General features: G+C 41.9%; 22 protein-coding genes and 1 pseudogene. 13 read left to right on the forward strand and 10 right to left on the reverse strand.

Features of this window, described 5'->3' with window-relative positions:
* Positions 1 to 16 precede the first annotated feature (16 nt).
* The gene (locus tag NPA43_RS05165) at positions 17 to 427 is read left to right on the forward strand and encodes a DoxX family protein (protein WP_249705426.1); all 411 of its coding nucleotides are present in this window, start codon (positions 17 to 19) and stop codon (positions 425 to 427) included.
* Between the two features lie 194 nt (positions 428 to 621).
* Here NPA43_RS05165 and NPA43_RS05170 read toward each other — a convergent pair whose 3' ends face one another.
* Positions 622 to 1,068 carry a ferritin-like domain-containing protein gene (locus NPA43_RS05170; protein ID WP_249705427.1) on the reverse strand — a complete coding sequence of 149 codons (447 nt, stop codon included), beginning with the start codon at positions 1,066 to 1,068 and terminating at the stop codon, positions 622 to 624.
* Between the two features lie 166 nt (positions 1,069 to 1,234).
* On the opposite strand from NPA43_RS05170, the gene addB reads away from it, so the two are divergent.
* From addB to NPA43_RS05195, 5 genes are read left to right on the forward strand one after another with little or no spacing between them, the layout of a single operon-like run.
* Positions 1,235 to 4,744 (forward strand): helicase-exonuclease AddAB subunit AddB, encoded by a 3,510-nt coding sequence (gene addB / locus NPA43_RS05175; RefSeq protein ID WP_256499447.1) that lies wholly within the window; start codon positions 1,235 to 1,237, stop codon positions 4,742 to 4,744.
* Positions 4,722 to 8,426, forward strand: a complete 3,705-nt coding sequence (gene addA, locus NPA43_RS05180) for a helicase-exonuclease AddAB subunit AddA (protein ID WP_256499448.1) — start codon at positions 4,722 to 4,724, stop codon at positions 8,424 to 8,426. Before addB ends, addA begins: the two co-directional genes overlap by 23 nt.
* Before the next feature lie 26 nt (positions 8,427 to 8,452).
* Complete coding sequence (gene sbcD, locus NPA43_RS05185; RefSeq protein WP_099728140.1) at positions 8,453 to 9,628, forward strand: exonuclease subunit SbcD; 1,176 nt, start codon at positions 8,453 to 8,455, stop codon at positions 9,626 to 9,628.
* Entirely contained in the window at positions 9,625 to 13,020 is a 3,396-nt protein-coding gene (gene sbcC / locus NPA43_RS05190) for an exonuclease subunit SbcC (protein ID WP_230030940.1), read from the forward strand. The genes sbcD and sbcC overlap by 4 nt, the downstream gene beginning before the upstream one ends.
* A gap of 19 nt (positions 13,021 to 13,039) precedes the next feature.
* Positions 13,040 to 13,339 (forward strand): HNH endonuclease, encoded by a 300-nt coding sequence (locus NPA43_RS05195; protein WP_230030939.1) that lies wholly within the window; start codon positions 13,040 to 13,042, stop codon positions 13,337 to 13,339.
* 47 nt (positions 13,340 to 13,386) lie between these two features.
* Here NPA43_RS05195 and NPA43_RS05200 read toward each other — a convergent pair whose 3' ends face one another.
* The 8 genes and pseudogenes from NPA43_RS05200 to NPA43_RS05235 form a co-directional block, all read right to left on the reverse strand.
* Entirely contained in the window at positions 13,387 to 13,605 is a 219-nt protein-coding gene (locus NPA43_RS05200; RefSeq protein ID WP_003211468.1) for a spore germination protein, read from the reverse strand.
* A 22-nt stretch (positions 13,606 to 13,627) separates the two neighbouring features.
* Positions 13,628 to 14,066 (reverse strand): annotated as a pseudogene (locus tag NPA43_RS05205) (spore germination protein GerPE).
* The gene (locus NPA43_RS05210; RefSeq protein ID WP_099728144.1) at positions 14,066 to 14,242 is read right to left on the reverse strand and encodes a spore gernimation protein GerPD; all 177 of its coding nucleotides are present in this window, start codon (positions 14,240 to 14,242) and stop codon (positions 14,066 to 14,068) included. Before NPA43_RS05210 ends, NPA43_RS05205 begins: the two are co-directional and overlap by 1 nt.
* Complete coding sequence (gene gerPC, locus NPA43_RS05215; protein ID WP_099728145.1) at positions 14,239 to 14,853, reverse strand: spore germination protein GerPC; 615 nt, start codon at positions 14,851 to 14,853, stop codon at positions 14,239 to 14,241. Before gerPC ends, NPA43_RS05210 begins: the two co-directional genes overlap by 4 nt.
* Before the next feature lie 31 nt (positions 14,854 to 14,884).
* Entirely contained in the window at positions 14,885 to 15,118 is a 234-nt protein-coding gene (locus NPA43_RS05220; protein WP_099728146.1) for a spore germination protein GerPB, read from the reverse strand.
* Between the two features lie 14 nt (positions 15,119 to 15,132).
* Positions 15,133 to 15,354: a spore germination protein gene (locus NPA43_RS05225; RefSeq protein WP_003211745.1), complete on the reverse strand. Its 222-nt coding sequence runs from the start codon at positions 15,352 to 15,354 to the stop codon at positions 15,133 to 15,135.
* A 127-nt stretch (positions 15,355 to 15,481) separates the two neighbouring features.
* Positions 15,482 to 15,643 carry an aspartyl-phosphate phosphatase Spo0E family protein gene (locus NPA43_RS05230; protein ID WP_099728147.1) on the reverse strand — a complete coding sequence of 54 codons (162 nt, stop codon included), beginning with the start codon at positions 15,641 to 15,643 and terminating at the stop codon, positions 15,482 to 15,484.
* 122 nt (positions 15,644 to 15,765) lie between these two features.
* A complete protein-coding gene (locus NPA43_RS05235; RefSeq protein WP_256499450.1) occupies positions 15,766 to 16,860 on the reverse strand; it encodes a CotH kinase family protein in 1,095 nt (364 codons plus the stop codon).
* A gap of 207 nt (positions 16,861 to 17,067) precedes the next feature.
* Between NPA43_RS05235 and cotG the strand changes: the two genes are divergently transcribed.
* The 3 genes from cotG to NPA43_RS05250 all read left to right on the forward strand — a co-directional run bounded on the left by cotG (position 17,068) and on the right by NPA43_RS05250 (position 19,085).
* The gene (gene cotG / locus NPA43_RS19210; RefSeq protein ID WP_370461118.1) at positions 17,068 to 17,592 is read left to right on the forward strand and encodes a CotG/ExsB N-terminal domain-containing protein; all 525 of its coding nucleotides are present in this window, start codon (positions 17,068 to 17,070) and stop codon (positions 17,590 to 17,592) included.
* 126 nt (positions 17,593 to 17,718) lie between these two features.
* Positions 17,719 to 18,624, forward strand: a complete 906-nt coding sequence (locus tag NPA43_RS05245; RefSeq protein WP_099728149.1) for a fumarylacetoacetate hydrolase family protein — start codon at positions 17,719 to 17,721, stop codon at positions 18,622 to 18,624.
* Between the two features lie 92 nt (positions 18,625 to 18,716).
* On the forward strand, positions 18,717 to 19,085 hold the full coding sequence (locus NPA43_RS05250; RefSeq protein ID WP_099728150.1) for a YisL family protein: 369 nt from the start codon (positions 18,717 to 18,719) through the stop codon (positions 19,083 to 19,085).
* A gap of 38 nt (positions 19,086 to 19,123) precedes the next feature.
* Here the strand turns inward: NPA43_RS05250 and NPA43_RS05255 are convergent, their stop codons facing one another.
* Positions 19,124 to 19,651 (reverse strand): DUF2777 family protein, encoded by a 528-nt coding sequence (locus tag NPA43_RS05255; protein WP_099728151.1) that lies wholly within the window; start codon positions 19,649 to 19,651, stop codon positions 19,124 to 19,126.
* Positions 19,652 to 19,805: 154 nt separating this feature from the next.
* On the opposite strand from NPA43_RS05255, the gene asnB reads away from it, so the two are divergent.
* From asnB to NPA43_RS05275, 4 genes are all read left to right on the forward strand, one after another.
* Positions 19,806 to 21,647, forward strand: coding sequence for an asparagine synthase (glutamine-hydrolyzing) (gene asnB, locus NPA43_RS05260; protein WP_099728169.1), 1,842 nt, complete (start codon positions 19,806 to 19,808; stop codon positions 21,645 to 21,647).
* A gap of 147 nt (positions 21,648 to 21,794) precedes the next feature.
* The gene (locus NPA43_RS05265) at positions 21,795 to 23,312 is read left to right on the forward strand and encodes a phytoene desaturase family protein (RefSeq protein WP_099728152.1); all 1,518 of its coding nucleotides are present in this window, start codon (positions 21,795 to 21,797) and stop codon (positions 23,310 to 23,312) included.
* The gene (locus NPA43_RS05270) at positions 23,309 to 24,784 is read left to right on the forward strand and encodes a phytoene desaturase family protein (protein ID WP_099728153.1); all 1,476 of its coding nucleotides are present in this window, start codon (positions 23,309 to 23,311) and stop codon (positions 24,782 to 24,784) included. Before NPA43_RS05265 ends, NPA43_RS05270 begins: the two co-directional genes overlap by 4 nt.
* On the forward strand, positions 24,777 to 25,616 hold the full coding sequence (locus NPA43_RS05275; RefSeq protein ID WP_099728154.1) for a phytoene/squalene synthase family protein: 840 nt from the start codon (positions 24,777 to 24,779) through the stop codon (positions 25,614 to 25,616). The genes NPA43_RS05270 and NPA43_RS05275 overlap by 8 nt, the downstream gene beginning before the upstream one ends.
* Positions 25,617 to 25,699: the final 83 nt, after the last annotated feature.

Here is a 25,699-nt window from a genome sequence, read left to right on the forward strand (position 1 = left end):
AGGAGGAAATCACTATATGAAAACGAATCAAGAAATAGGAACACTTTTCGTACGCGTTATCCTAGGTATTATTTTCTTTTTACACGGGCTTCAGGCTTATCAAGGAGGGCTAGGGGGCACAGCTGCATTCTTTGGTCAAATCGGTGTGCCGGAATTTATGGCCTATATTGTGAAGACAATTGAGCTGGTCGGTGGAATTGCCCTGATTTTAGGTCTAGGAACACGTATTTTCGCAGCTTTATTTGTGCCAATTATGGCTGTGGCGATTATAACAGTTAGTTTTTCTAAAGGATTTGTTGGCGGTTATGAATTTGAACTTTCTTTATTGGTCATGGCGCTTTATTTGACACTTAGCGGAAGTAATTTACTGTCAATTGATGGGTTGTTAAAACATCAGCAGCAAAACAATGAAGCAAAATTTCATTAAAATATCATGAAAAACTCCTCCTGCTTTTTGTAGCAGAGGAGTTTTTTTTGATCAAATCGCCTTTTTCTCGTTTGAAAAAGTGAAAGAGATGAGAGGTTTTGTTGATGATAGCAGTTTATTTCACATGTTGAACGAAGAAAAAGGGATTTTCATTTTTTGACGGAACGTATGATCTCCTATTAAAATGAGACTACCTAGGAAACATGGTGCGTTAAAAGATATAAAAACCACACCGCATGCTGCTGTTCATCTGAAGCGATACGTTTCATTAATTCTTTTGTTCCTTGATCCCGGACATAGTCTGATATCGATAAGTAAAAATCGACTGTTTTTTGTTCGTCTTTAAAGGCGAAAACAAGGCCTTCTCTGAATTGATCTGGACAAGTTTCTGTCATGCTTGGTTTGTGGTTTTTACCAGTTAAAGAATAGTATAGCTTTGAAAACAGTTGATAGTGTCTGACTTCATCCTGGCGTATTTCTTGAATGATTTTTTTCGCCTCAGGATTATTTGCTTTTTGGGCAAGTTTTTCGTAGCATTGGATCGCAGAATATTCACCATTAAGAGCCTTCTCAAGGTCTGAAATGATTCTTGTGTTTTGGCGCATGTCATAGGGCGAGTAGTCATAGTAACCGTAATACATGATATTGCCAGCTCCTTTTAGATCATGATGGTTTATGATATGAAAAGAGCTAGGAAAGGTGCCTATTTCTTTTCAATGAAGAAGGAGAAAGGGAATATGATAGGAAAATAGCTATTTACCCTTATTTTCGCTAGAATATGAGTACATAAGAAAGGTGTTGTGGAACGTGGAAATTCAGTTTTTAGCAGGCAGATCGGGGAGTGGAAAAACGACTGCAATCTTAGAGGAGATAAAAGAACAGCTTCGGCTTGATCCGTTGGGTCCGCCAATCATTTTTTTAGTCCCGGATCAAATGACATTTTTAATGGAATACGAGCTTGCAAAAACGTCTGAAGCTGGCGGAATGATTAGGGCCAAAGTATTTAGTTTTACTCGTCTTGCTTGGTCTATTTTACAGCAGACTGGCGGAGCGAACCGGCAATTTGTCACAAGCACAGGGATTCAAATGCTTTTAAGAAAAGTGATTGAAGAGCAGAAAGAAAAGTTTAAAGTATTCAAAAAAGCGAGTGATAAGCCGGGGTTTGTTGAGCAAATTGAAAAAACGATGGCTGAATTCAAAAGGTACTGCATGCTGCCGGAGGATATTGAAAAAATTTCAGCGTCCAGCATGCATTCAGAGTATACAGAAGAAAGACGGGCAGCAGAAAAACTGCATGATCTGCATGTTCTTTATCAGCAGATGGAGCAGCATTTACAAGATGAATATGTGCACTCAGAAGATTATTTGACACTTCTTACGCAGCAAATTCCTTTATCTGATGAACTAAAAGGAGCGCATATTTATATAGATGGTTTTTATCAGTTTACCCCGCAGCAGCTTCTCGTCATTGAGCAGCTCCTGCTGCATGCCACAAAAGTAACCGCTGCTTTCACAGTGGATCGTTCATATCATGACACGCAGCCAAATGAACTTGATCTATTTCGCATGACAGGCAAAACGTATTTTCAACTCTATCAGCTTGCCAAAGAGTGCGGAGCGGACATTTCTGAGAACATTTTGGAGAGAAATAAACGGCATCTTCATACACCAGACCTAGCTTATTTAGAAAATCAATATGAGCAGAGACCGCCGCAGCCGTATCAAGAAGAAACGCCTCATCTCACAGTATCTAAAAGTGCAAACAAACGAGCTGAGATTGAGGGAGTAGCGAGAGACATTCTTGATTTAGTGAGAGAGGACGGCTTCAGGTTACGAGATATTTCGATTGTTGCAAGGCATGTAGACGACTATAAAGATACGTTAAAAGAGGTTTTTCGAGATTACGATATTCCTTTTTTTATTGATGGAAATGAATCGATGCAGTATCATCCGCTCATTGAATTGATTCGTTCGAGCTTGGACGTCATAAAAGGGAACTGGCGGTATGAAGCAGTGTTTCGCTGTGTGAAAACAGAGTTCCTATTTCCGCTAGAACTCGCTAAGAACAAAGCGAGAGAACAGGCAGATCAGCTCGAAAACTATTGTATTGCTTATGGTGTAAAAGGGGAACGCTGGACAAACAGCTCCCGTTTTCATTACAGGCGATTCCAATCATTAGATGAAGATTTTGGACAAACAGATCAAGAAATTGAAATGGAACAAATGCTGAATGACGTGAAAGAATGGATTGTTCCCCCTCTTTTTCAATTGCAAAAAAGATTGAAAAAAGCACAAAAGGTGAGGGACATGGTAGAGGCCATCTATGTCTTTCTAGAGGAAATACAAGTGCCGGATAAGCTTGAAAAGGCAAGGCTTGAGGCTGAAGAAACAGGTAGATTAGCTGAAGCGATGCAGCATGGACAAGTATGGGATGCTGTTATTCAATTAATGGATGAATTTGTTGAAATGCTCGGAGAAGAGGAGCTCTCATTTCCTTTATTCCAACAGATGATGGATACAGGTCTAGCATCTCTAAAGTTTGCTTTGATTCCGCCTTCACTTGACCAAGTATTTATCGGAAGTATGGATCTATCTAGAATGTATCAAGTGAAGTGCACGTTTATCATTGGTGTAAATGATGGCGTTATTCCAGCGCGTCCTTCTGATGAAAGTGTATTGTCTGAGGATGACCGGGAATGGTTAAAGCGAGCAGGAGCAGAGCTGGCAGAGACAGGGAAGGAACGGCTGCTAGATGAGCAATTTTTAATTTACCAAGCGTTATCAAGTCCATCCCGTCATTTGTATCTATCCTATTCGGCTTCAGATGAAGAAGGACGTTCTCTATTGCCTTCGACTTTCATCAAGTATTGCCAAGAGCTTATGCCAAATCACCAGCATGCTCTTTATGTGTTAGATCCAGAACAGCTGGATGACGAGGATCAATTAAAATTTATAGCGAATGAGCATGTCTCGTTATCCTATACCGTCTCGCAGCTGCAGCAATGGCTCAATCAATATCCCATCAGCGATGTATGGTGGAGTGTATATAATGATTTAATGACGTCACCCAATCGGGATGTATCAAAAAAGATCATGTCAAGTTTGTTTTTTACAAATAGAGCGAAGCGCTTAAAGCCAAATGTCACAAAAGAGCTTTACGGTGATCATATTCAAGGCAGTGTTTCAAGGATGGAGAAATTCAATGCGTGTGCATTTTCTCACTTTGCTTCTCACGGGTTAAAACTAAAGGATCGACAATTTTACAAATTGGAAGCACCCGATATCGGTCAGCTGTTTCACTCAGCTTTAAAACATATTTCAGATACGCTCATTGAACAAAAAAAGGATTGGAAGAACTTAACGAAGGAAGATTGTGTCACCTACTCAAGACATGCGATTGAACAGCTTGCTCCGCGTCTGCAAAAGGAAATTTTATTAAGCTCTAATCGGCATGCTTATATTAAAGAAAAACTTCAGAAGATCCTGATTCGCGTCTCTTCTATATTAAGTGAACATGCCAAAGTGAGTGGATTTTCTCCAGTTGGACTTGAATTAGGTTTTGGAGGTCAAGGGCCTCTGCCGCCGTTTACTTTTCAATTGAAAAATGGCTGTACGATGGAGCTTGTCGGAAGAATAGACCGAGTGGATAAAGCAGAAGGTTCAAAAGGGCTGCTTTTGAGAATTGTCGACTATAAGTCCAGCGAGAAAGGGCTTGATTTAGCAGAGGTATACTATGGCTTGGCCTTGCAAATGCTCACTTACTTAGACCTGACAATTACTTATTCTAAAGAATGGCTAGGCATGGAGGCGACTCCTGCTGGAATTTTATATTTCCATATTCATGATCCTCTCATTCAAGCGCCTATTCCGCTCGCAGAGGATGAAATTGAGCAGGAAATATTCAAGAAATTTAAAATGAAGGGTCTGCTGCTTGAAGATGTAGAAGCAGTAAAACTAATGGATCAAACGCTTGAGTCAGGATTATCCCAAGTCATTCAAGCGGGCTTGAAAAAGGATGGATCTTTCCGTTCGGATTCTGCAGTTTTAAGTGAAGATCATTTCCACATACTCACCAAACACGTTCGGCGCACTTTTAAAGAGGCAGGAGAAAGAATTACGAACGGTGAGGTAGAAATTAATCCATATAAATTGAAGGATCAAACACCTTGCCGCTTTTGTTCATTCAAGTCTATTTGCCAGTTTGATGAATCAATAGAGGACAATGAATTTAGAGTGCTCACATCAGAGAAAGATGATGTCATGATAGACCGGATCAAAAAAGAAGGAGATCAGTATGCAAATACCAAAACCGAATAACAGTACTTGGACGGATGACCAATGGGAAGCCATCGTTTCAGAAGGACAGGATATCCTTGTTGCTGCTGCGGCGGGGTCAGGTAAAACGGCTGTCTTGGTTGAACGGCTGATTCGAAAAATGACCCGGCCTGAGGATCCAGTTGACGTAGACCGTCTGCTCGTTGTGACTTTTACAAATGCATCTGCGGCAGAAATGAAGCACCGGATCACTGAAGCACTTGAAAAAGAGTTATCCAAAAACCCAGGGTCACTTCATATGAGAAGACAGCTGTCCCTCATGAATCGAGCCAATATTTCTACCTTGCACTCCTTTTGCTTGCAAGTTCTACGCACCTTTTATTATGAGATTGATCTTGATCCAGGCTTCCGTTTGGCTGATCAAACAGAAGGAGAATTATTAGGAGATGAAGTGTTAGATGAGCTGTTTGAAGATGAATATAAGGCTGGAAAGCCAGCATTCTTTGAACTGGTTGATCGTTACACATCGGATCGGCATGACTTAGATTTGCAATGGCTCGTGAAAAGAATTTATGAATTTTCTAGGTCTCATCCTTCTCCGGAGCAATGGATGCGGGCATTCCTTTCTCTTTATGATGTGGATGCACAAACAAAAGTAGAAAAATTACCATTTTATCCATATATAAGAGAGGATCTTTCTCTCGTTTTCCGGAGCTGTCAGGAGCTGCTCGAACGAGCTCTTACCCTATCAAAAGAGCCGGGTGGTCCAGCACCGAGAGCAGAGAATTTTATAGATGATTTAGAGCAAGTACATGAATTAATCAGGCATCAAGATGATTTTGAGAAGCTTTATGAGCTCTTACCGAACATCAATTTTAAAAGGCTAAAGACGTGCAAAGGGGACGAATACGACCCTGTTCTGTTAGAAAAAGCCACAGAGGCACGCAATCAAGCGAAAAAACAATTAGAAAAGCTAAAAGATGAATACTTTATGCGCAGTCCTGCACAGCATTTAAATAGCTTGGCTGAAATGAAGCCAGTTGTTGAGACCCTTGTGGAGCTTGTCATCCAATTTGGAGAACGTTTCGAAAGAGCAAAACAAGAAAAATCAATCGTAGACTTTTCAGATTTAGAGCATTATTGCTTACGCATTTTAGCGAAGCAGGACGCGGAAGGAAATTTGATCGAAACAGAAGCAGCTAAATACTATCAACAGCAATTTGAAGAAGTGCTCGTTGATGAATACCAGGATACAAACCTTGTACAAGAAACGATTTTAAAGCTTGTGTCTAAAGGGGAACATCCTGCAGAAGGCAACCTTTTTATGGTTGGTGATGTAAAGCAGTCCATTTATCGGTTTAGACTGGCTGAGCCAATGCTCTTTTTAAACAAATATAAACACTTTAAAACAGACGGCAATGAAACAGGTAAGAGAATTGATTTAAATAAAAACTTCCGTAGCCGTTCTGATGTTTTAGACTGTACGAACTTTTTGTTCAAACAGCTGATGGGGGAAACAGTTGGAGAAATTGAATATGATGAACAAGCTGAATTAAAGCTTGGGGCGAGTTATCCGCAAAGCAAAGATACAACGACAGAAATGCTCCTTGTCCATCTAGATCAACATGAAGCGGAAAGCGACGAAGAACGAGAAGAACTAGAGACCGTGCAATTTGAGGCGAGGGTCATTGCAAAGAAAATAAAAGAATTGGTTGAACAGCCTTTTCAAGTGTACGATGCAAAACAGCAAATGACCCGCAACTTGCAATATCGAGATATCGTGATTTTGCTTCGTTCTATGCCGTGGGCCCCGCAAATGATGGAGGAATTGAAGAAGCAGGGAATCCCTGTGTATGCGAATCTTTCGTCAGGCTATTTCGAAGCAACAGAGGTGTCTGTGATTCTTTCTCTGTTAAAAGTAATCGATAATCCATATCAGGATATCCCGCTTGCAGCTGTTTTAAGATCACCTATTGTTCATTTAGACGAAAATGAAATGGCACTTATGAGAACGAGTGATAAAAAAGGCACTTATTATGATGCTGTGAAGGCATTCATGAGTGTAACCCATTCTGATCACCCTACATGCAAAAAACTAGAGAGATTCTTCCGATTTCTGCGTAAGTGGCGTGATTTCTCCATGAATCATTCGGTAGCAGAATTGATTTGGGAAGTGTACCGCGATACCCAGTATGTAGATTATGTTGGCGGGATGCCTGGCGGGAAGCAGAGGCAGGCAAATCTTCGTGCTCTTTATGATCGAGCAAAGCAGTATGAAAAGGCTGCCTTTAGAGGACTGTTTCGATTCCTTCGTTTTATTGAAAGAATGCAAGAGCGTGGAGATGATCTTGGAGCAGCGAAAACGTTCAGTGAAACAGAGGACGTTGTTCGCATGATGACGATTCACAGCAGTAAAGGTTTAGAATTTCCAGTTGTCTTTACCGCAGGACTCGGCAGGAACTTTAATATGATGGACTTAAACCAGTCCTACTTGCTCGATAAAGAACTAGGCTTTGGAAGCAAATATATTCATCCAGAGCTGAGAATTAGTTATGCGACATTACCGCTTGTGGCGATGAAAAAAAAGATGAGAAAAGAGTTATTATCTGAAGAGCTGAGGGTTCTATACGTGGCGCTTACAAGGGCCAAGGAAAAATTATTCCTTGTCGGCTCCGTCAAAAATCAGGTGAAAGCATTAAGTAAATGGCAAAATGCCGCAAATGGAGAAGAGTGGCTCCTCCCTGATTTTGAACGATACCAAGCCAAAACTTACTTAGATTTTATAGGACCTGCTCTCATCCGTCATCAAGCGATGTCATCCATTTTAGAAGAAGCAGGCGATGTTGTTCTCTCACATCCATCATCATTCACCATCTCATTTACTCAAGCCTCAGATCTTCTAAAAGAAGATGTGTCACTTGAAAAGAAGCAGCATGACGAAGTGGTACAAGCATTAATGGAAGGTCTTCCTGTTGAAGGACGTGGTGATTATGAAGAGGAGGTTGCCGAGAGACTCTCATGGAAATACCCATATGTAGCGGCCTCGCAAGTCGGTACAAAGCAGTCTGTCTCAGAGATAAAAAGGATGAAAGAAGTACAGGATGAGTACAGTGTTCCTGCTTCTATTCGAAAAGCTCGTGCAACCTTGTATGACCGGCCGGCTTTTATGAAGAAAAAAACACTCACTGCCGCAGAACAAGGTACTGCGATGCATACAGTCATGCAGCACATTCCGCTTCCTTCAGAAGAGCCTTATGATGAATCTCGTATAGAGCAGCTGCTCGATTCCTTGCAGCAGCGAGACTTACTAACAGATGAGCAAATCCTGTCTATTGATCGAGAAGGGATCATGGCCTTCTTTTCTACTTCTATTGGTCAAAAACTGCGGAAAGCGGACTGGGTGAAACGAGAAGTGTCATTTAGTATGATTTTACCTGTCAAAGAGGTGTACAGCCATATTGATGCAGAGGATGAACCTGTGCTTATTCAAGGAATGATTGATTGTTTGTTTGAAGTAGATGGAAAGCTTTATTTACTTGATTATAAAACAGATAGAGTGCAAGGCAGATATTCTGGCGGACTAGAGGCTGCCGAATCGATTTTGAAAAAGCGCTATGAAACCCAATTAGCGTTATACGCAGCAGCAGTAGAACGTTTAACAAACAGATCATTAGAGGGGAAAATTCTCTATTTCTTCGATGGGAATTTAGAAATTTCTTTATAAAAATAACGGAATGAGAGGTGAATCACATGAGGATTCTGCATACAGCGGATTGGCATCTCGGTAAAACCCTTGAAGGCCGAAGCCGGCTTGACGAGCAAGCTCAGTTTTTAGATGAACTGTATCAAATCGTCAAAGACGAACAAATTGATGTCATTGTGATGGCTGGTGATGCCTTTGATACAGTGAACCCACCTGCTAGAGCAGAGCAGCTTTTTTATGAAAGTCTGTCTGCATTATCTGATAAAGGAAAGCGTCAGGTTGTGGTCATCTCAGGCAACCATGATAATCCGGATCGCTTATCAGCCGCATCTCCTTTAACAAATGATCAGGGGATTCATTTAATTGGCTATCCGACAAATGACATGATCCGCGTCAATGTTCCTTCTTCAAGTGAACGTCTATCCATTGCAGCACTCGCTTATCCGTCCGAGGCGAGGCTAAACGAGGTGCTGGCTGAAACATTTGAAGAGAAACTGCTTCGTGATCATTACAATTTAAAAATACAACAAGCGTTTCAACATTTAAGTGCTCAATTCCAAGCTGATACCGTCAATATCGCAACGAGCCATATTTATGTGGCAGGAGGAAGTCAAACAGATTCAGAAAGACCGATTGAAGTAGGAGGTGCATATACCGTTGCGGCTGAAAGTCTTCCCGAAGCCGCATGTTATGTCGCACTTGGTCATTTGCATCGTCCGCAAACTATCAAACGTGCCAAAACGATTGCCCGCTATTCTGGATCACCGCTTGCTTATAGCTTTTCAGAGTCAGGCTATGCCAAATCAGTCACCATTGTAGATGCAAAGCCTAATGAAAAAGCAAGCTGGAAAGAAGTGTTTTTATCAAGCGGTAAACCACTTGTGAAGTGGAAGGCGACTGAGGGGCTGAGTCAAGTACACGAGTGGCTAGATGAGAAACGGGATCTTCATGCCTGGATTGATTTAGAGATTCATTTAACAGATCAACTGTCAATTGAAGAGATCCATCAGCTCCGAAAGCAGCATAGTGGTTTTGTCCACATTAGACCAAAGTTCAAAGAATTAGAGAAAATAGAAGAAGAAAAACAAGTGGAAAAGCTCTCAATCGAAGAGCGATTCGTGAAATTTTATGAACGCCAGACAGGTGGCGGTCTGCCTGATGAAAAAACAGTCAAGCTGTTTTTAGAGCTTGCCAATGACATGCAAGAGGAGGAAGCGACTTGAAGCCGATCACGCTAACCATTAAAGGACTTCATAGCTTCAGAGAAGAACAAATCATTGACTTTAGCTCTTTATGTGATGCAGGTGTGTTCGGCATCTTTGGACCGACAGGAAGCGGAAAGTCATCCATATTAGATGCCATGACACTAGCACTCTATGGCAAAGTTGAACGTGCGTTAAATAATACACATGGTATTTTGAACCAAGCTGAAGAAAAACTGTCGGTTTCCTTTACATTCGCTTTGCAAAAGGAGCATCACATTTCTTATAAAGTCGAACGTGCTTTCAAGCGAGCAGATGAAATGAAGGTCAGAACGACATTATGCCGGCTGATTGAAATCAGTGATACGCAGACAGTTCTTGCAGATAAAGCGAGTGAGGTCAATCGTAAAATAGAAGAATTACTTGGATTAACAATTGATGATTTTACGAGAGCGGTTGTCTTACCACAAGGAAAGTTTGCAGAATTCCTTTCATTGAAAGGAGCCGACAGACGCCAAATGCTTCAGCGTTTGTTTAATCTAGAAAAGTATGGTGATCAGCTCGTCAAGCGTTTGCGGGCAAAGGCTCAGAACCAGTATGGGCAGAAAAATGAACTGCTGGCTGAACTGAATGGCTTAGGAGAAGCTGGCCCAGAGGCATTAGCGCAAGCGAAGGAAGCCGCTAAGCAGGCAAAGGCCATTTTTCATGAGAAAAAACAAATGCGGGACGAAGCGTTAACTGCTTTTACAAAGGCGCAAGCGATTTGGCAGTATCAAAAAGAACTAGAGGCATATGAGACTGAACAAAACAAGCTCAACCTGTTGGCACCAACGATGGAAGAGAAAAAAACTCAACTCAACATCGCGGAGCAAGCAGAGACATTAAAGCCCTATGCGGATGCATTAACAAAGGCTGAAAAGCAGCTTTCTCAAGCGTCAAAAGAGAAGCAAGAAGCAGAAAAACAGTTACTTCATCAACGAACGATCTATGAACAAATGACGCAGGAGTATGAGCGAGCCCGGCAGACAAAAATAGAGACTGAGCCAGCGCTTCTTCAAAAGAAAGAACAGCTGATTCAGTTAAAGGAAATTGAACGTAAAAAAGAGGCGGCTCTTCAGGAAAAGACGGGGCTAGAGCAGCAAAAAAATGAAAAAGCGCAGCAATTGATACAAAAAAAAGCAGAAGCAGAGAATCTCCAATCTCTATTAGAGCGTGCACTGACGAAACAAACACAGCTGAAGCGTGAGCTGGAGCCATTACAAGTCTCTGTAAAAGAGCGGAAAAGTGTACAGGAGGCTTTGCGTTTAAGTGAAAATGTTCAAAGAATCAATCAGAACATTCAAAAGGAAGAACAAAAGATTGGGGAGCTAAAAAAGCGATCCTCACAGGCTGCAGAAGCTTATGAAAAGCTTCAAAAACAGCAAAAAGACCATCACGAAAAAATAGACCAGTCGTTTCAAGCGATTGAACAACTCTATTTTTATGTATGTGAATTTGAGCGAGCTCTTACAGAATGGAGTAAGAGAGAACAAAATCAGAAGCTCGAAAAATTAAAACAGCGTGATGCTGTAAGGGCAGCAGAATTAAGAAAAGAATTAGCGGCAGAGCTTGTAGATGGTGAGCCATGTCCCGTTTGTGGGTCGATTCATCATGATCCAAAAGCTGCGATAGCCAATGACCATGAAGAAACTGTTACCCAAATCGATGAAGTCATTCAAAGAATAGACAAAGAGCTCAAGCAAGCAGAGGAATATGCTAGAGACATGTATGCCGCAAAGCAGCTGCTAGAAACGTATGCCAATCAATTAGTAAAGCAGTTCGCCTTTTTATCTCAAAAAGCCCCCGGTGCGGAGGTAGCTGCAGCAGTAGAAGCAGTGCAAAATCCGCAGTCCTTGCAGCATCTGATTCAAGAATGGAAAGCCATGAAACAAGATATTCAAGAAGTTGAACGTAAACGTGCTCGTTTAATGGATGAAACCCGTGATCAGGCAGCAGAGATGAACAAAATGGAAGATCAATTGACATTTGAACAGCAGCGTATTCAAGAATTAGAGGTACTGATCAAGGAGCTTCAATCTGAGCTTTCAGAGCAAACAACACAATTTGAGCAGGCCTTCCCGCACTTTATATTGAGCCAAGTGCAAGAGATGCAAAAGCAAATCGATGAAAAGGACCAACAAGCAGAAGGCTATAAAGAACGTATTGAGAAAAGTATTTCGTTTTTAGAAGAAAAACAGCAGATAAAAGAGCAGCTGCAAACAACCACATACGATTTAGAGAAGGAGCTAGATAAACTAGCGCATCAGCTAGAAAGTCAGCAGCAGCTCATCCATCAATATGAAACAGATATAGGGCGATATCCATTAAAAGCTGCCTCTATTTCTGATGAACTGATCGAGGTTGAACAGTCTCTTAGTCATCTAAATGAAAAAGAACAGCAATCGTACCAGCAATTAAAGCATACGCAGCAACTGTTTAGTGAGGCGCAAAGCCATTTTTCAAGCAGTGAGCGTCAACTCCAAGAGGCTAACCAGCGAAAACAAGAAGCTGAAGCAGCATGGCAAAAAGAAACAGAGACTTCTCCTTTTCATAAGCCGCAGGAGATTGAGTCTGCTTTCATGGATCGAGCAGTACGTCATACGGTCAAACAGGAAATTGAAGAATTTGAGGATAAAAGAAAGCAGTGTGCTGCAAACTTAAAGCGAATTTCTGAACTGCTGAAAGAGGAGTCTCTAGATGAAGAGCAGTGGACAGAGGTTCAATTAAGAAAAGAAGCGGCAGAAAAGGCACTTGAAGAAGCAACAGTGATGAGCGGGTCTGCACATGAACACCTGCGTGTGATTGAAGAAAATCATCAGCGATTTGCAAGTATTCATGAACGCTTGGAAGGACTACAGCAAGAAATTGATCGGCTCGATAAGCTGCAAACTGTTTTTAAAGGGAATACATTTGTTGAGTTCCTAGCAGAAGAACAGTTAGAAAGTGTCAGCCGTGATGCATCAGCCCGTCTAGGCATTTTGACGAGACAAAGGTATGCAATTGAAGTCGACTCAGAAGGCGGTTTTGTGATGCGTGATGATGCCAATGGCGGCGTTAGACGCCCAGTGTCCAGCTTGTCTGGCGGAGAAACCTTCCTGACGTCATTGGCGCTTGCGCTTGCTCTTTCAGCGCAAATCCAGCTGAGAGGTGAGTTCCCGCTGCAATTCTTCTTCCTTGATGAAGGGTTCGGTACACTCGATCAAGACTTGTTGGATACGGTGATTACTGCACTAGAGAAACTACAGTCTCAAAATTTAGCAGTTGGTGTGATCAGCCATGTGGAAGAATTGAAGATGAGACTGCCGAAGAAACTGATTGTCCACCCAGCAGATCCAAGCGGGAAAGGGACAACAGTATCAATGGAATTAATGTAAATGTTGAGGTGATGACAGGGTGGCAAAGCAAACGATTGGATTATGTGAGCTGTGCGGAAGACAAGATGTCCTGCTCACGGAACACCACTTAACGCCAAGAGAAGAAGGTGGGGCATTTTTACCGACTGCCTTCCTGTGCATCTCTTGCCATAAACAAGTGCATGCCCTTTTTACAAACCAGGAGCTTGCCGCACGTTTGAACACGCTTGATGCGCTAAGACAAGATGAAAACCTTGTTCCGTACATCAAATGGATTCGAAAACAGCCGGCAAGCAAGCTGGTCAAAACAAAAAAATCGAGACAACGCAGAAAGAAATAAGCATAAAAAAGCACTCCTCTAAATGAAATGAGCGTAGAGGAGTCGCTTTATGCATTGCCTACCATATTCTGATCATTTAAGTCAGGATCCACATAGTTGGTGGCGCTAATGCCATTATTTAATATCAAGAAATCTCCGGTATTCCCCGCTCCAGAGCCTAAAGCAGATTTTGACGAACTTTTAGGCGAAAGGTAAAATGAGTCACCGACGTTTACGACGCCTCCAGAAATAGAGTTAATGTAAATGGGTCCGACAATTGCTGGCATAATCGACATCCTTTATTCGAAGTCATATCATCATCATATGCGCAGGTAGGTCCACTTGTGAGTTTGGCGGACTTTCGTCGTTGCTAAATACTAAATAACTGTCGAATATGCTTCACTCGCGCAACGCCATTCATTCTACACGTAGAGCCAATTTGAAATACAGAGGATGACGACACCCCTTCTACATGTATCGAAGAAACTTTAATAACCGGCTTTTCATGGTGAAATGCCGTTCTAACTGATCGTTCTGGCAGCATCAATGGAATGGGCTCATAATACACTTCAAATTCTTTTGCATCTAAGTTTTCTGCTTCATTCCCATAAAACAAACTAATCGTTCGTTGAACAGCCAGCACCTTGATCTTCGGGCATAGCTCCTGTGTATCACCAATTTGAACTACACTCGAAATCCCGACAGAATTCACCTTCGTGAACTTCACTTGAGATGTGCGCTTCATCATTATTGAGGTGACAGAGGAACAAACGGGCCGATAATAAGAGATTCTGGCGGTGTATCGAAAATCGAGGATAATTGTACATGGTCTGTGTCCCCGATGATAAATAGAGAAGAGGACGATACCCCAACTACTTTAATGCTTCCGGTCTCGATGTTGCGGTTGACAACTGTGAAATTCATCCGTTTTCCTCTCCTTTCGTTTCACTTGGAATATGGGCTAAAAAATGCTCAATCGCCCGCTTCACATCATGTTTCACATATTCAGCAATTTGCTCTGAACGCTGCAGCGGGGTCATATCTTCCCGTTGTGGCAGCTGTCCCGCATAGTATTTGATTCTGCTGTCAATTTGTTTTCGAATGTCCTCAATGATATGGTGTTTATTGCTTTCATCAAGAGAGCCTTCATATCGCTCCTCTAGTTCTTCAAGAAGTTCTGGTGCTTCTTCATTTAAAAATGCATCGACAAGCTGGCGTGTTTGATTGAAAAATTGATCAGCCATTTCTTGCTGCATCATTCCAATTCCCGGGGTTGTTGTTTGGCCTACTTCAAAATTTTGAACACTGTTTGGATCAGATGGATTGAGGCCAATATTCAATGTACCTTCCAGCCGCTCGATTTTCAGTTGATCAAATTGATAATCAATCCGTTCAATATTCGTTGTCGGTTTATCTTTGATCATTTGTATTTCCTGCTGAAGCTCGTTAAGCTTTTTTTCAAGCATCATGATTTGTTGTGTTTGCTTTTGAATGATGCCATACACTTGTGAAGCGTTGCTTTGATAGTCATACATTTACATACACCTCCGGGGATTGCAGATGAACTTAAGTTGTTGGTGACTGAAGCGGTACAAAAGGTACTGTGCTTGCGCCTTGAGATTCTTCAATTCCTTGTGAGCCTGCTGCGGCAGGTGCTGATTCTACGTAGCTGCCTGTGTTATACAGGTTGGAAAGCGCCTTGATTGATCCAGCACTCCCAATTTGCAGAACAGATGAGTTACTCACAGACTCCACACGTAAATAATTAATTTGTATCGCTTGATTAATATAGAAGTTCAACGGTTTCTCACTCCTTACAAGTTACCAACAAGCGGTTGATCAATGACATCACTGTCGTACGTATTTGTCACACTTTTATAGTTGCTAATGCGCAATTGATCACCAGTGTTAAAACTGCCTGCGCCAGCAAACGTTTTAACCTGACTATTTGGAGAAATGGTGATGCAGTCTCCAACATGAACGACTCCGCTCGTTCCGACGGCATTTACTTTAAAGGCTCCAACAATAGCCGGCATAGCGGTGCACATCCTTTATAAAATTAGTGCGCTTTGATTTTGGGCGTTTCACCATAGCTTATGATGGGTCTTTTAATGTGTGATTGTCTTTTTAAAAGCTTTTGATGAGAGGAATTAGGTGTATGGTTTACCCTTTATTCGAGCATTCTTTAGAGGTGTATTTGCTGCCTTTATTTAAGAGTGTGTCAAGCTCTTGACTGCACCTGATGGTTTCTTCAGCATTCATACCGAATTTTTTTGCAGTCTCAATTAAATGTAATCTTTTTTGTTCAATTTCATAATTGATCATAACGGACGCCAACTCTCACATTTTTTATCAAATAGAAGGATATGGTTAGTATACTCTATTTTTCTATAAAAAAAGCTGTTTCGTCAATATGAGTAATAAAGTGACAAAATTCGAAAAAGTTCTTACGTGCCAGAGGTCTCTTTTCTAATCTCAGCTTGTAAATAACGTCGTCTTTTGTTGATATACTGCCGAATTAACTCTCGCTCTGACTGTAGTACTTCTTTTCGATCTTTCGTATATGGGTCGTCTGCGATTCGGTGCTCAATAGAGTCATGCCATTTCTCGATTATTGGACAGAGGCGGTCCTGTGAAAAATGTGTATCTAGTACATGCTGGAAAAGAGCATAATAGGCTCTCTTGAACGAAGGAATATCTAGTAATCTAGCGGTTAATGTATTAAATCCGCTTACTGGAATATAATCGAACGCCATTTCTTCTCCATGAATGTCACGGCCCCATGTCGCATCATAATCCCAAGGAAGCACTTGAAACCTCCCTTGTTCATTCACATAAAGAGCGTAGTTATGAACAAAGCCATCAAAATTTTGGGTGCACACTACACCAATGAGCCAGCGGAAATATTGATTGACATCAAGGTATTGCTCAATCTTTTCTGCAAAAATGTCGTCTGTTGCTGTATTCAGAAAGTAAATAAATTCGCTCAGTTGCTCGTCATGTCTTGATGTACCCGTTTTTTTCTCGTACCCGAGAAGAAGGTGTTTTTTGGGCTTTTTATCAAATGAACTTAAAAGGGAGAAATTGGCGTCGTCATCTACTGCATAATAAATACCGCCTCCTGATAGTTGCCGTTTTTGAAGAAATAGCTCATCCACGGATTCTATTTTTAAATAAATGCCTTCTTTTCTTCCATTGATGGTCAAGAATACATGAGAAGCGGCAGGGCTTAGCACCCCCATCTGTTCGAAGAAATAAAAGGACAGCCTGTTTCGAATAAAAGAAGGGTCATTGTACTCTGCATTTAAATGAAAGATGGCTTCGCCTTGTCTTTTTTTGGGTTTTCTATATTCAATTTGATAGGACTTTTTCTTGAGCTTTCTAATGTGTGATCCGCGGTAGGAAGCATAAATATGTGATTTGGTCTTGCCGGTTTTAAGAATGGCCTCAACAGGTTCATCGTTCCAGACGTCTTTTCTTAATTCAATAAGATCCTTTGGGTGAATCCAAATATCAAGTTGCTTTAAAGGTTCTGTGGTCATGTGTTCATCAGCCTCCTATGATCTTCTTTACTATATGAAAATGAAGGAATGTCCTGTACCCCTGCTGATAGGTAATCATGGAGTTTTGAAAGAAAGAGGCATTCGCCAAGAACACTTGTCTACCCAGTCTCGTAACATAAAGCAGAGAAGATAAACAGTTTTGTCTGTTTGTTTTGTCAAAACATAGACTGGGGAGGGGAATTGTTCGTGAGCACATTTGATCATTCACATATTGAACATGCAGTTGATTCACTTCGAAGTGAGGGACGTGATCATCACTTAGATCGTGAACCAGAATCGAGACATTCGCACAAATCAGATCGTTCTCGTCATTCAAAACGCCGTCATTGGTTCTTTGGTGGAGGCGGCTGCCGTAAGTCACACCGCAGTAAAAAAAGCCACAAAAGCTATCGCTCTAAAAAAAGCCGCTGTTCAAAGAAAAGCGTGAAGAGTGAGAAGCCATGCAAAAGCAAAAAGTCGTGTAAAAGTAAAAAATCATGCCGAAGCAAAAAGAGTGAACCGAAAAAATCATGCCGTAGCAAACACAGATCCCATCATAAGAAAAGCTGCCGCAAGTCACACCGCAGCCATCGATCTAAACGTTCTCATCATCACAGACGAAGTCATTCTTGCCGAAGATGCGGAAAGAAAAAGCATCATTCCCGAAGCAGAGGAAATGTTGATCGTAAATGGGATCAAGGGAATATGTGGGAATATCGACGCTACCGCTAAACATGAGGTCATCATTTTTGAAACCCTTTTTAAAAGAGAGTATGATAAAAAAGGGTTTTTTTTATTTCGTAGAGAAATAAAATGAGACATCATAACTTAGCGAAATGAAGATTGTGAGGGGAAGACATGAAGTTTTTTACAGGTGAGATACATCACAGGATGTTTATTGGGGTAGTCATTGATGATGAATGGGTGATGGACGTTAAAAAGGCCGAGGCTAAATTATTTGAGCTGGAGACACTGCCAAACTCTTTAGCTGAATGCATCAACATGGGGGACAAGTTTGTCGAACACGTCAAACAGCTTCTTGATTGGGCTGAGAAAAAAGAGGAAGACCGCGGCTCTTATGTATATCCGCTTTCTGACGTCAAACTCCATGCACCGATTCCAAAACCAGCTAAAAACATCATGTGTGTTGGAAAGAATTATCAAGATCATGTCATGGAGATGGGAAGTGCGGCAGATATTCCTAAAGACGTGATGATTTTTACAAAGGCGCCTACTTCAGTGGTTGGACACGAAGCGGATATTCTTCTTCATGAAGGTGTGACAAGTGAATTGGATTACGAAGGTGAGCTTGCCATCGTCATAGGCAAATCAGGGAAGAATATTGCACCTGAACAGGCACGCGATTATATCTTCGGTTACACCATTTTAAATGATGTAACGGCAAGAGATTTGCAGAAAAAACATAAACAATTTTTCATAGGCAAAAGCTTAGATACATCCTGTCCGGTGGGGCCTTATATCGTTCATAAGTCAGTGATCGAGGATCATGGAGCGCTCCATGTGGAAACAAAGGTAAACGGAGAAGTTCGTCAGTCTGCCAGTACGGAACTAATGATCTTTCCGATTGAGGACATTGTTTCAACTCTTTCAAAAGGGATGACGCTAGAAGCAGGTGATATCATTGCAACGGGTACACCTTCTGGGGTTGGCAAAGGCTTTGAACCGCCAAAGTTTTTAGCTTCAGGAGATCATATTGACATCACGATTGAACCGATTGGGACGTTATCGAATCGCGTCAAATAAAGGGCATGTTGACACAGGATTGTCGCTTTGTGTTCGACTTATTTCGTGGTACGATGAGATGGTACTTGTTCTGATAAAGGGGGAAATAACAAATGGGAACACATTTACATATTACAGCGTGGGTACTAGGGATTATTTTATTCTTCGTGGCCTTTGCTCTAGCAGGTAAAAACGACAAAGGTGCTAAAATTGTGCACATGATCGTCAGACTATTCTACTTGCTCATTATCGCAACAGGCGTAGAGCTGTATGTCCGCACAGGAATGAAAATTCCAAGTTTCGGGGGCGAGTATATCGGCAAAATGGTACTCGGTATCCTTGTGATCGGTTTCATGGAAATGGTTCTTGTACGCAAGAAAAAAGGAAAATCAGTGACGGGTGTGTTGATTGGTTTTATCGTGTTTGCGATTGTGACCATTCTTCTTGGTTTACGTCTGCCGATCGGTTTCCATATCTTTTAATATAAAAAGGGCATTGCTTATATGAAGCAGTGCCCTTTTTATGTGACATCAAACTTGGAAACCGACCGGTGACCGTCAGAAGTGGTCCATTCAAAACGAATTTGACCGGCGGCAGGCTCATGGTGACATTGTAGTGCTAGCGATTGTGTATCTGCTGAAAACTGAAAGAAAGAGACGCATTGAAAAGGATGAAAGGAAGAGAAGACACAATCGTAGACGGAAAAGCCAAACTGTTCTACTTGTTCAATGATTTGATAAAAAACGTTTTCAGGTACGAACATGAGTAAGTCAAGCCACCCTTTGGCAAGAGATGCTGTATATTGAATCATTTCACCGCCTTGTACTTCCAGCAACTGCCCGTTTTCATGAAGAATCATAGACCCGAGCAATTCTCCTTTTGTCCATCGGTCATTCTCTTCCAAACAGATCATAGAGCTTTGAAGACTTTCTGGCAGCATGATCTCTCCTTCTTCATCTTCGATTAAACAATGCCCGTTTTCAATCAGTAAATACCCGTTACACCACCTTCGGCTGCAGCGCTCGAGATGCTTCATTCGTTTCTCCATTTGCAAAAGCTCCTTTCCTCTTTCTTTTCTTACCAAATGATGCTTGTCCTATACGCCGGAAAAAAAGGACAAATCAACTATCAAGGAGACGATGCATAAACTAAGAAAGGCTGAAAGAGAACACTTGATGAAAAACGGATGGGAGCTGATGATGATGTGTGGAATAACAGGCTGGGCAGACTTTAAAAAGCAGCTCATCCAACAGGATCATGTAATCAATCAAATGACAGAGACATTATCTAAAAGAGGGCCAGATGATACAAATACGTGGAAAAGTGAGCATGTGCTTTTCGGGCATAAAAGGTTAGCGGTTGTAGATGTAGAAGGCGGAAAGCAGCCGATGACATATACACATCAAAACCATGATTATACGGTTGTATACAATGGAGAGCTCTATAACACGGAGGATATAAGAAAAGAATTATTAAAAAAGGGGCACCGCTTTCTTGGGCATTCTGATACAGAGGTTCTTCTTCACGCTTACACAGAATGGAAGGAAGAGTGTGTCACCCATTTTAATGGTATTTTTGCATTTGTGATCTGGGATAGTGAGCGTGAATTATTATTTGCAGGGAGAGACCGGCTTGGTGTCAAGCCATTTTTCTATACAGAACGTCATCATTCCTTTTTATTTGGTTCAGAGATCAAAGCACTTCTTGCTCACCCTGATATGAAAGCAAAAGTCGATCATGAGGGGTTATCAGAGATCTTTGGCTTAGGACCGTCTAGAACACCAGGGCAAGGGGTATTTAAAGGTGTAAAAGAGCTGAGACCTGCACATGCTTTGACCTTTTCAAAAGATGGCCTGCGTGTGTGGAGGTACTGGAATGTCAAAAGCGAGCAGCATACAGACTCACTTGATGACACCGCTCAGCACGTCAAACATCTCTTTACAGATGCTGTCACAAGACAGCTCGTCTCTGATGTGCCTGTTTGTACATTTCTATCTGGTGGCGTTGATTCTAGTGCCATAACCGCCATTGCCGCCAAGCACTTTGAGAAAATAGGGAAAGCGCCGCTTCATACGTATTCCATTGACTACGAAGGAAACGATCAATTCTTTGAGGCAAGTCAATTCCAGCCGAATGCTGACGGCCCTTGGATTGATCAAATGACCAAAGCATTTCAAACGAATCACCACAGCTGTGTCATCGGCCAAAAGGAACTGGCTTCTTATTTGAAGGAAGCAGTTGAAGTTCGAGATTTACCGGGCATGGCAGATATTGATTCATCCTTACTTTGGTTCTGCCGAGAAATGAAAAAGGATTTCGTTGTCGGCCTTTCAGGTGAATGTGCTGATGAAATATTTGGAGGCTATCCGTGGTTTCATATGGCAAATGAAACGAATGGTTTTCCTTGGATGAGATCGACTGAAGCCCGCACACAGCTTCTTCAAGACTCGTGGCAAAAGAAACTATCACTGAAGGAATATGCGCACAGCAAATATGAAGAAACCGTGGCAGAAACACCTCTTTTAGATGGAGAAACTGGAGTAGATAAAGCCCGGAGAGAACTTTTTTACTTAAATATGATCTGGTTCATGACAACGCTGCTAGATCGAAAAGATCGAATGAGTATGGGCGCGAGCCTTGAGGTGCGTGTGCCATTTGCAGATCATCGCCTTGTCGAATATGTTTGGAATATTCCTTGGGAAATGAAAATGCATGGAAATCGTGAAAAAGGGGTTTTGCGAAAAGCATTAGAGGGAATTTTACCGAATGAAGTGCTTTATCGCAAGAAGAGTCCTTACCCGAAAACGCATCATCCAGCCTATACCCAGGCTGTGAAAGAGATGTTAACAGATTGCCTTGCGCAAAAAGATTCTGTGCTTCATGAATTTTTAGATCCACACCAATTGAAACAGCTGATTGAAACCGAAGGGGCTTCCTTTCAAGTGCCTTGGTATGGCCAGCTCATGAAAGGTCCGCAGCTAATCGCCCATCTGGCGCAGATTCATCATTGGTTTGAAACATATCGAATTGATATAGACGCGTAATAAAGGGTCGGCTTTCTTGCACTTGTTGAAAGGAAGCCGGCTTTTTTGATACATAGCAAGAGACTTTTAGAGCACATCGAAAGTTGATCTAACCTTTCTAATTTGTATAATTAACTTAAAGTGAATTAATTTGGAGGAAAAAGGATAATGAAAATCATTGTGATCGGAGCAGGACCAGGGGGACTTGCGGCAGCTATGATGCTGCAAAGCAAAGGACATGACGTTCATGTATACGAAAAACAGCCCTTTGTTGGCGGACGTAACTCTAAGTTTCAACTTGGTGATTTCACGTTTGATACAGGTCCTACCTTTCTCAGCATGATTCATATTGCAGAGGAGCTGTTCACCTTTGCTGGCAAAAATCTTTATGACTATATCGATGTCATTGAATTAAAAGAAATGTATAGACTAATCTTTCAAGACGAGCAGCTTGATATGATTCGAGATCGAGACGAGATGTACAAACGGTTAGAAGCCTTTGCACGTGGTGAGGGCGAAGGGTATGTACGCTTTATGAACGATACAAAGCGCAAAATGGACCGCCTTACGCCAATTTTACAAAGTAAAATGGACCGTTTTCATCACTATTTGCGTCCGAAGGTGATAAGAGCACTTCCACAGCTTTCGTTAAATAAGAGTTTATATGATGTGCTCTCAGACTATTTCTCGAATGAATCGGTGAAATACGCATTTACGTTTCAATCAAAGTATTTAGGAATGTCACCTTGGGAATGCCCTGGAGCGTTCTCGATCCTTTCGTTTATGGAGCATGATACAGGCGTTTTCCATCCGAAAGGCGGCGTGAATCAGCTGTCAGAAGCGATGGCAAAGGCGGCAATTGAATCTGGAGCAGCTATTCATCTGTCATCTGGCGTCGAAAAGCTGCTCACTAAAGGCAGGAAAGTAAAGGGCATTCGCTTAGAATCTGGGGAAGAAGTACAGGCAGATGAGGTTGTCGTAAATGGAGACTTTGCACATGTGATGACAAAGCTGGTAGAGCCAGGTCTCTTAAAGAAATATAGTGAGAAAAAATTGAAAAAGAAAAAATTCTCATGCTCCACCTTTATGCTTTATTTAGGATTAGATACAATTTATGATGAGCCGCATCATACCATTGTTTTTTCCGATGATTACGCTAAATTCGTCAAAGGAATTACGAAAACGTATGAGCTGCCAGATGACCCGTCCATTTATATTCAAAATGCAAGTATAACAGATGACTCGCTTGCGCCAAAAGGAAAGTCAGCTCTTTATGTGCTGGCACCCGTTGCCAATAATCAAAGCGGTATTGACTGGGAAGCGCATCAAGATGAATTCAGAGAACTTGTGCTGGACACACTGGAGCGGAAAACCGGCTTTAACAATATTAGACAGCATATAGAAGTCGAGCGGATGATCACCCCGAAGCATTGGGAGGAAGACCTTTACGTATATGAAGGAGCTACATTTAACCTTGGCCATCAACTTACGCAAATGATGGTGCTAAGGCCGCACAATGAATTTGACGAATTGAAGCACTGCTGGCTCGTTGGAGGAGGAACGCACCCAGGAAGCGGATTGCCGACCATTTTAGAATCAGCACGCATCACGACAAATGCGATTCTTTCAAAAGAGAAACATACGCACAAAACGATACCTCATCACGAAAAGGGGAGCGCCTCATGAAGAAACATATATTGATTGCAGGTGGCGGTATTGGCGGAATGATCTCAGCGCTCTATTTAAAAAAAGCTGGACATGATGTCACCCTTGTCGAAAAAAATGAACGGCTTGGCGGGAGACTTGCTTTTGTACGTGAGAAAGGATATAAAGTAGATGAAGGTCCGACCATTGTCCTACTTCCTGATATGTTAAAAGGCATTTTACATGAGGTAGGAATTGACGAAACATCTCTTGATCTCTTGCAGCTTGATCCGCTGTACACGATCCAATATCAGGATGGAACCTCCTACACGAAGTACTCTGATTCACTGCGCCAGTTAGATGAAATCAGACGTGTATTTCCAAAGGAAGATCAAGGGTTTCTGAAATTTATGGAAGACATGACGAATCGGTTTCAAGAAGGGCAGCAAGCTTTTCTAGAAAAATCGTTTCATGAAAAACGTACATTTTTTACAAAAGCAAATATAAAGATTTTAATGAAATTAAAAGCGTACCGTACGGTTCAAAGCGCTCTAAAAAAATATTTCTCAGATGAACGCCTGCGAGATGCATACGCACTTCAAACCCTCTATGTCGGAGGAAATCCGTATGAAGCATCTGCTATTTATTCGCTTGTTTCATATAGTGAGCACGCCCACGGAATCTACTATTTAAAAGGCGGATATGCCAGTTTAGTAGATATATTGGAGAGACAACTCATAGTGAAGGGTGTGCATGTAAGACGAAATGAAGAAGTAGCGCAATTGGAGTTTGAGGGGAAACAGGCGGTCAAGGCAAAAGTAAATGATGAAAACATAGCAGCTGATGCCTTTGTAATCAACGGGGATTATCCAGCGGCGTTAAAACAGCTTGGGTTAGATGAGCAAGACCGGCGTAAATACGTTCCATCCTCTGGCTGCGTGATGGTGTATCTCGGTTTAAATAAGGTGTACCATGAAGCACCTGTTCATCAATTTTTTATGGGAGAACACTTTGATCAGCATATGAAAGAGGTCTTTCAAACGAAAACAGTCCCTCAAGACCCGTCATTTTATACATTTAATCCATCCATCATTGATCCATCTCTTGCCCCAGCAGGCTGCAGCGTTTTGTATATGCTCATTCCTGTTCCTTCAGGAGATCACATCAACTGGGAAGAGGAGACAGACTTTGTGGAAAACATGCTGAAACGTCTTGAGAAAAGAGGCTTTCCGCAATTGCGAGAGTCGATTGTATGGAAAAAGGTAAGAACACCAAATGATTCAATGCGAGAAGGATTGTTTGAGGGAGGCAGCTTTGGACTTGCGCCTAATTTGTTTCAATCAGGCGTCTTTCGCCCGCAAGTGAAGGTGGCAGAGACAGACAATCTTTATGCGGTAGGTGCCTCCATCCATCCTGGCGGCGGGGTACCGATCGTCATGCAAAGTGCGAAGCTCATGGCTTCTGTGCTACTAAAAGATTTGAACGACAGAAAGGAAGTGAAGCTAAGTGGTTGATGTGCAAACAGCATTGAAAGTATGTGAGGAGACCATTCAAACCCATTCAAAAACGTTTTATCGCGCCTTTTCTATGCTGCCTAAAAAGAAAAGACAGGCAGTTTGGGCTGTTTATTCCTTTTGCCGGAAAGCGGATGACATTGTAGATGAGTCTCCTTCACCAAAAGAGGAGTTAACATCCTTTCGGGAGGCGTTTGATCGATTCTTACATGGTGAGGTAGACCGGAATGATCCGATGTGGGTGGCGCTAGAGCATACATTTCAAGAATTTCGTATGGATGAAGCCCCGTTCCGTGACCTGCTCCAAGGACAGGAGATGGATTTAGAGCAGCATAGATATGAAACGTTAGATGAACTGCTCATCTATTCCTATCATGTAGCGAGTACAGTTGGACTCATGCTGCTTCCGATTATTGCGCCGCGTAAAAAGGAACAACTAAAAGAAGCAGCCATTTCGTTAGGGATTGGCATGCAGCTCACCAACATCCTTCGTGATATTGGTGAGGATGCAGCTGAAAGAAATCGCATTTATTTGCCTAAGCAAGTGATGGATCAATTTGGGTATACAGAGCAAGAATTGCAAGAAGGTGTGATCAATCAAGCATTCAAGCACGTATGGGAGTACATTGCTTTTGAGGCAGAGGCGTATTACGAGGAATTTTTTGACCATCTTCATGAATTTCCGCTTTATTCACGTATGCCGGTGAAAGCAGCTGCTCACTTTTATAAGGCCATTTTAGATAAAACTAGAGAAAATGAATACCGCGTCTTTACGCAGCGATCATTTCTTTCAAATCAGGAAAAAGCACTTATTTTAGAAGATATTACGTAATGGAAAAAGGACTGCACCCGCAGTCCTTTTAGCGTGTAGACAAAGACAAACCCCCGCATTCTGTGTCAGGTGTGCGCTCCGGT

This window comes from Bacillus pumilus, assembly GCF_024498355.1.
Taxonomy (GTDB): domain Bacteria; phylum Bacillota; class Bacilli; order Bacillales; family Bacillaceae; genus Bacillus; species Bacillus pumilus_P.

Bases quoted from the DNA above. Each gene is read 5' to 3' on its own strand.
- NPA43_RS05210 (WP_099728144.1), bottom strand. From the start codon at position 14,242: ATGAATTTCACAGTTGTCAACCGCAACATCGAGACCGGAAGCATTAAA.
- addA (WP_256499448.1), top strand. From the start codon at position 4,722: ATGCAAATACCAAAACCGAATAACAGTACTTGGACGGATGACCAATGG.
- NPA43_RS05270 (WP_099728153.1), top strand. From the start codon at position 23,309: ATGAAGAAACATATATTGATTGCAGGTGGCGGTATTGGCGGAATGATC.
- NPA43_RS05255 (WP_099728151.1), bottom strand. From the start codon at position 19,651: ATGGAGAAACGAATGAAGCATCTCGAGCGCTGCAGCCGAAGGTGGTGT.
- NPA43_RS05225 (WP_003211745.1), bottom strand. From the start codon at position 15,354: ATGCCGGCTATTGTTGGAGCCTTTAAAGTAAATGCCGTCGGAACGAGC.
- NPA43_RS05170 (WP_249705427.1), bottom strand. From the start codon at position 1,068: ATGTATTACGGTTACTATGACTACTCGCCCTATGACATGCGCCAAAAC.
- asnB (WP_099728169.1), top strand. From the start codon at position 19,806: ATGTGTGGAATAACAGGCTGGGCAGACTTTAAAAAGCAGCTCATCCAA.
- NPA43_RS05265 (WP_099728152.1), top strand. From the start codon at position 21,795: ATGAAAATCATTGTGATCGGAGCAGGACCAGGGGGACTTGCGGCAGCT.
- NPA43_RS05250 (WP_099728150.1), top strand. From the start codon at position 18,717: ATGGGAACACATTTACATATTACAGCGTGGGTACTAGGGATTATTTTA.
- NPA43_RS05245 (WP_099728149.1), top strand. From the start codon at position 17,719: ATGAAGTTTTTTACAGGTGAGATACATCACAGGATGTTTATTGGGGTA.
- NPA43_RS05200 (WP_003211468.1), bottom strand. From the start codon at position 13,605: ATGCCAGCAATTGTCGGACCCATTTACATTAACTCTATTTCTGGAGGC.
- NPA43_RS05235 (WP_256499450.1), bottom strand. From the start codon at position 16,860: ATGACCACAGAACCTTTAAAGCAACTTGATATTTGGATTCACCCAAAG.
- sbcD (WP_099728140.1), top strand. From the start codon at position 8,453: ATGAGGATTCTGCATACAGCGGATTGGCATCTCGGTAAAACCCTTGAA.
- NPA43_RS05165 (WP_249705426.1), top strand. From the start codon at position 17: ATGAAAACGAATCAAGAAATAGGAACACTTTTCGTACGCGTTATCCTA.
- NPA43_RS05230 (WP_099728147.1), bottom strand. From the start codon at position 15,643: ATGATCAATTATGAAATTGAACAAAAAAGATTACATTTAATTGAGACT.
- gerPC (WP_099728145.1), bottom strand. From the start codon at position 14,853: ATGTATGACTATCAAAGCAACGCTTCACAAGTGTATGGCATCATTCAA.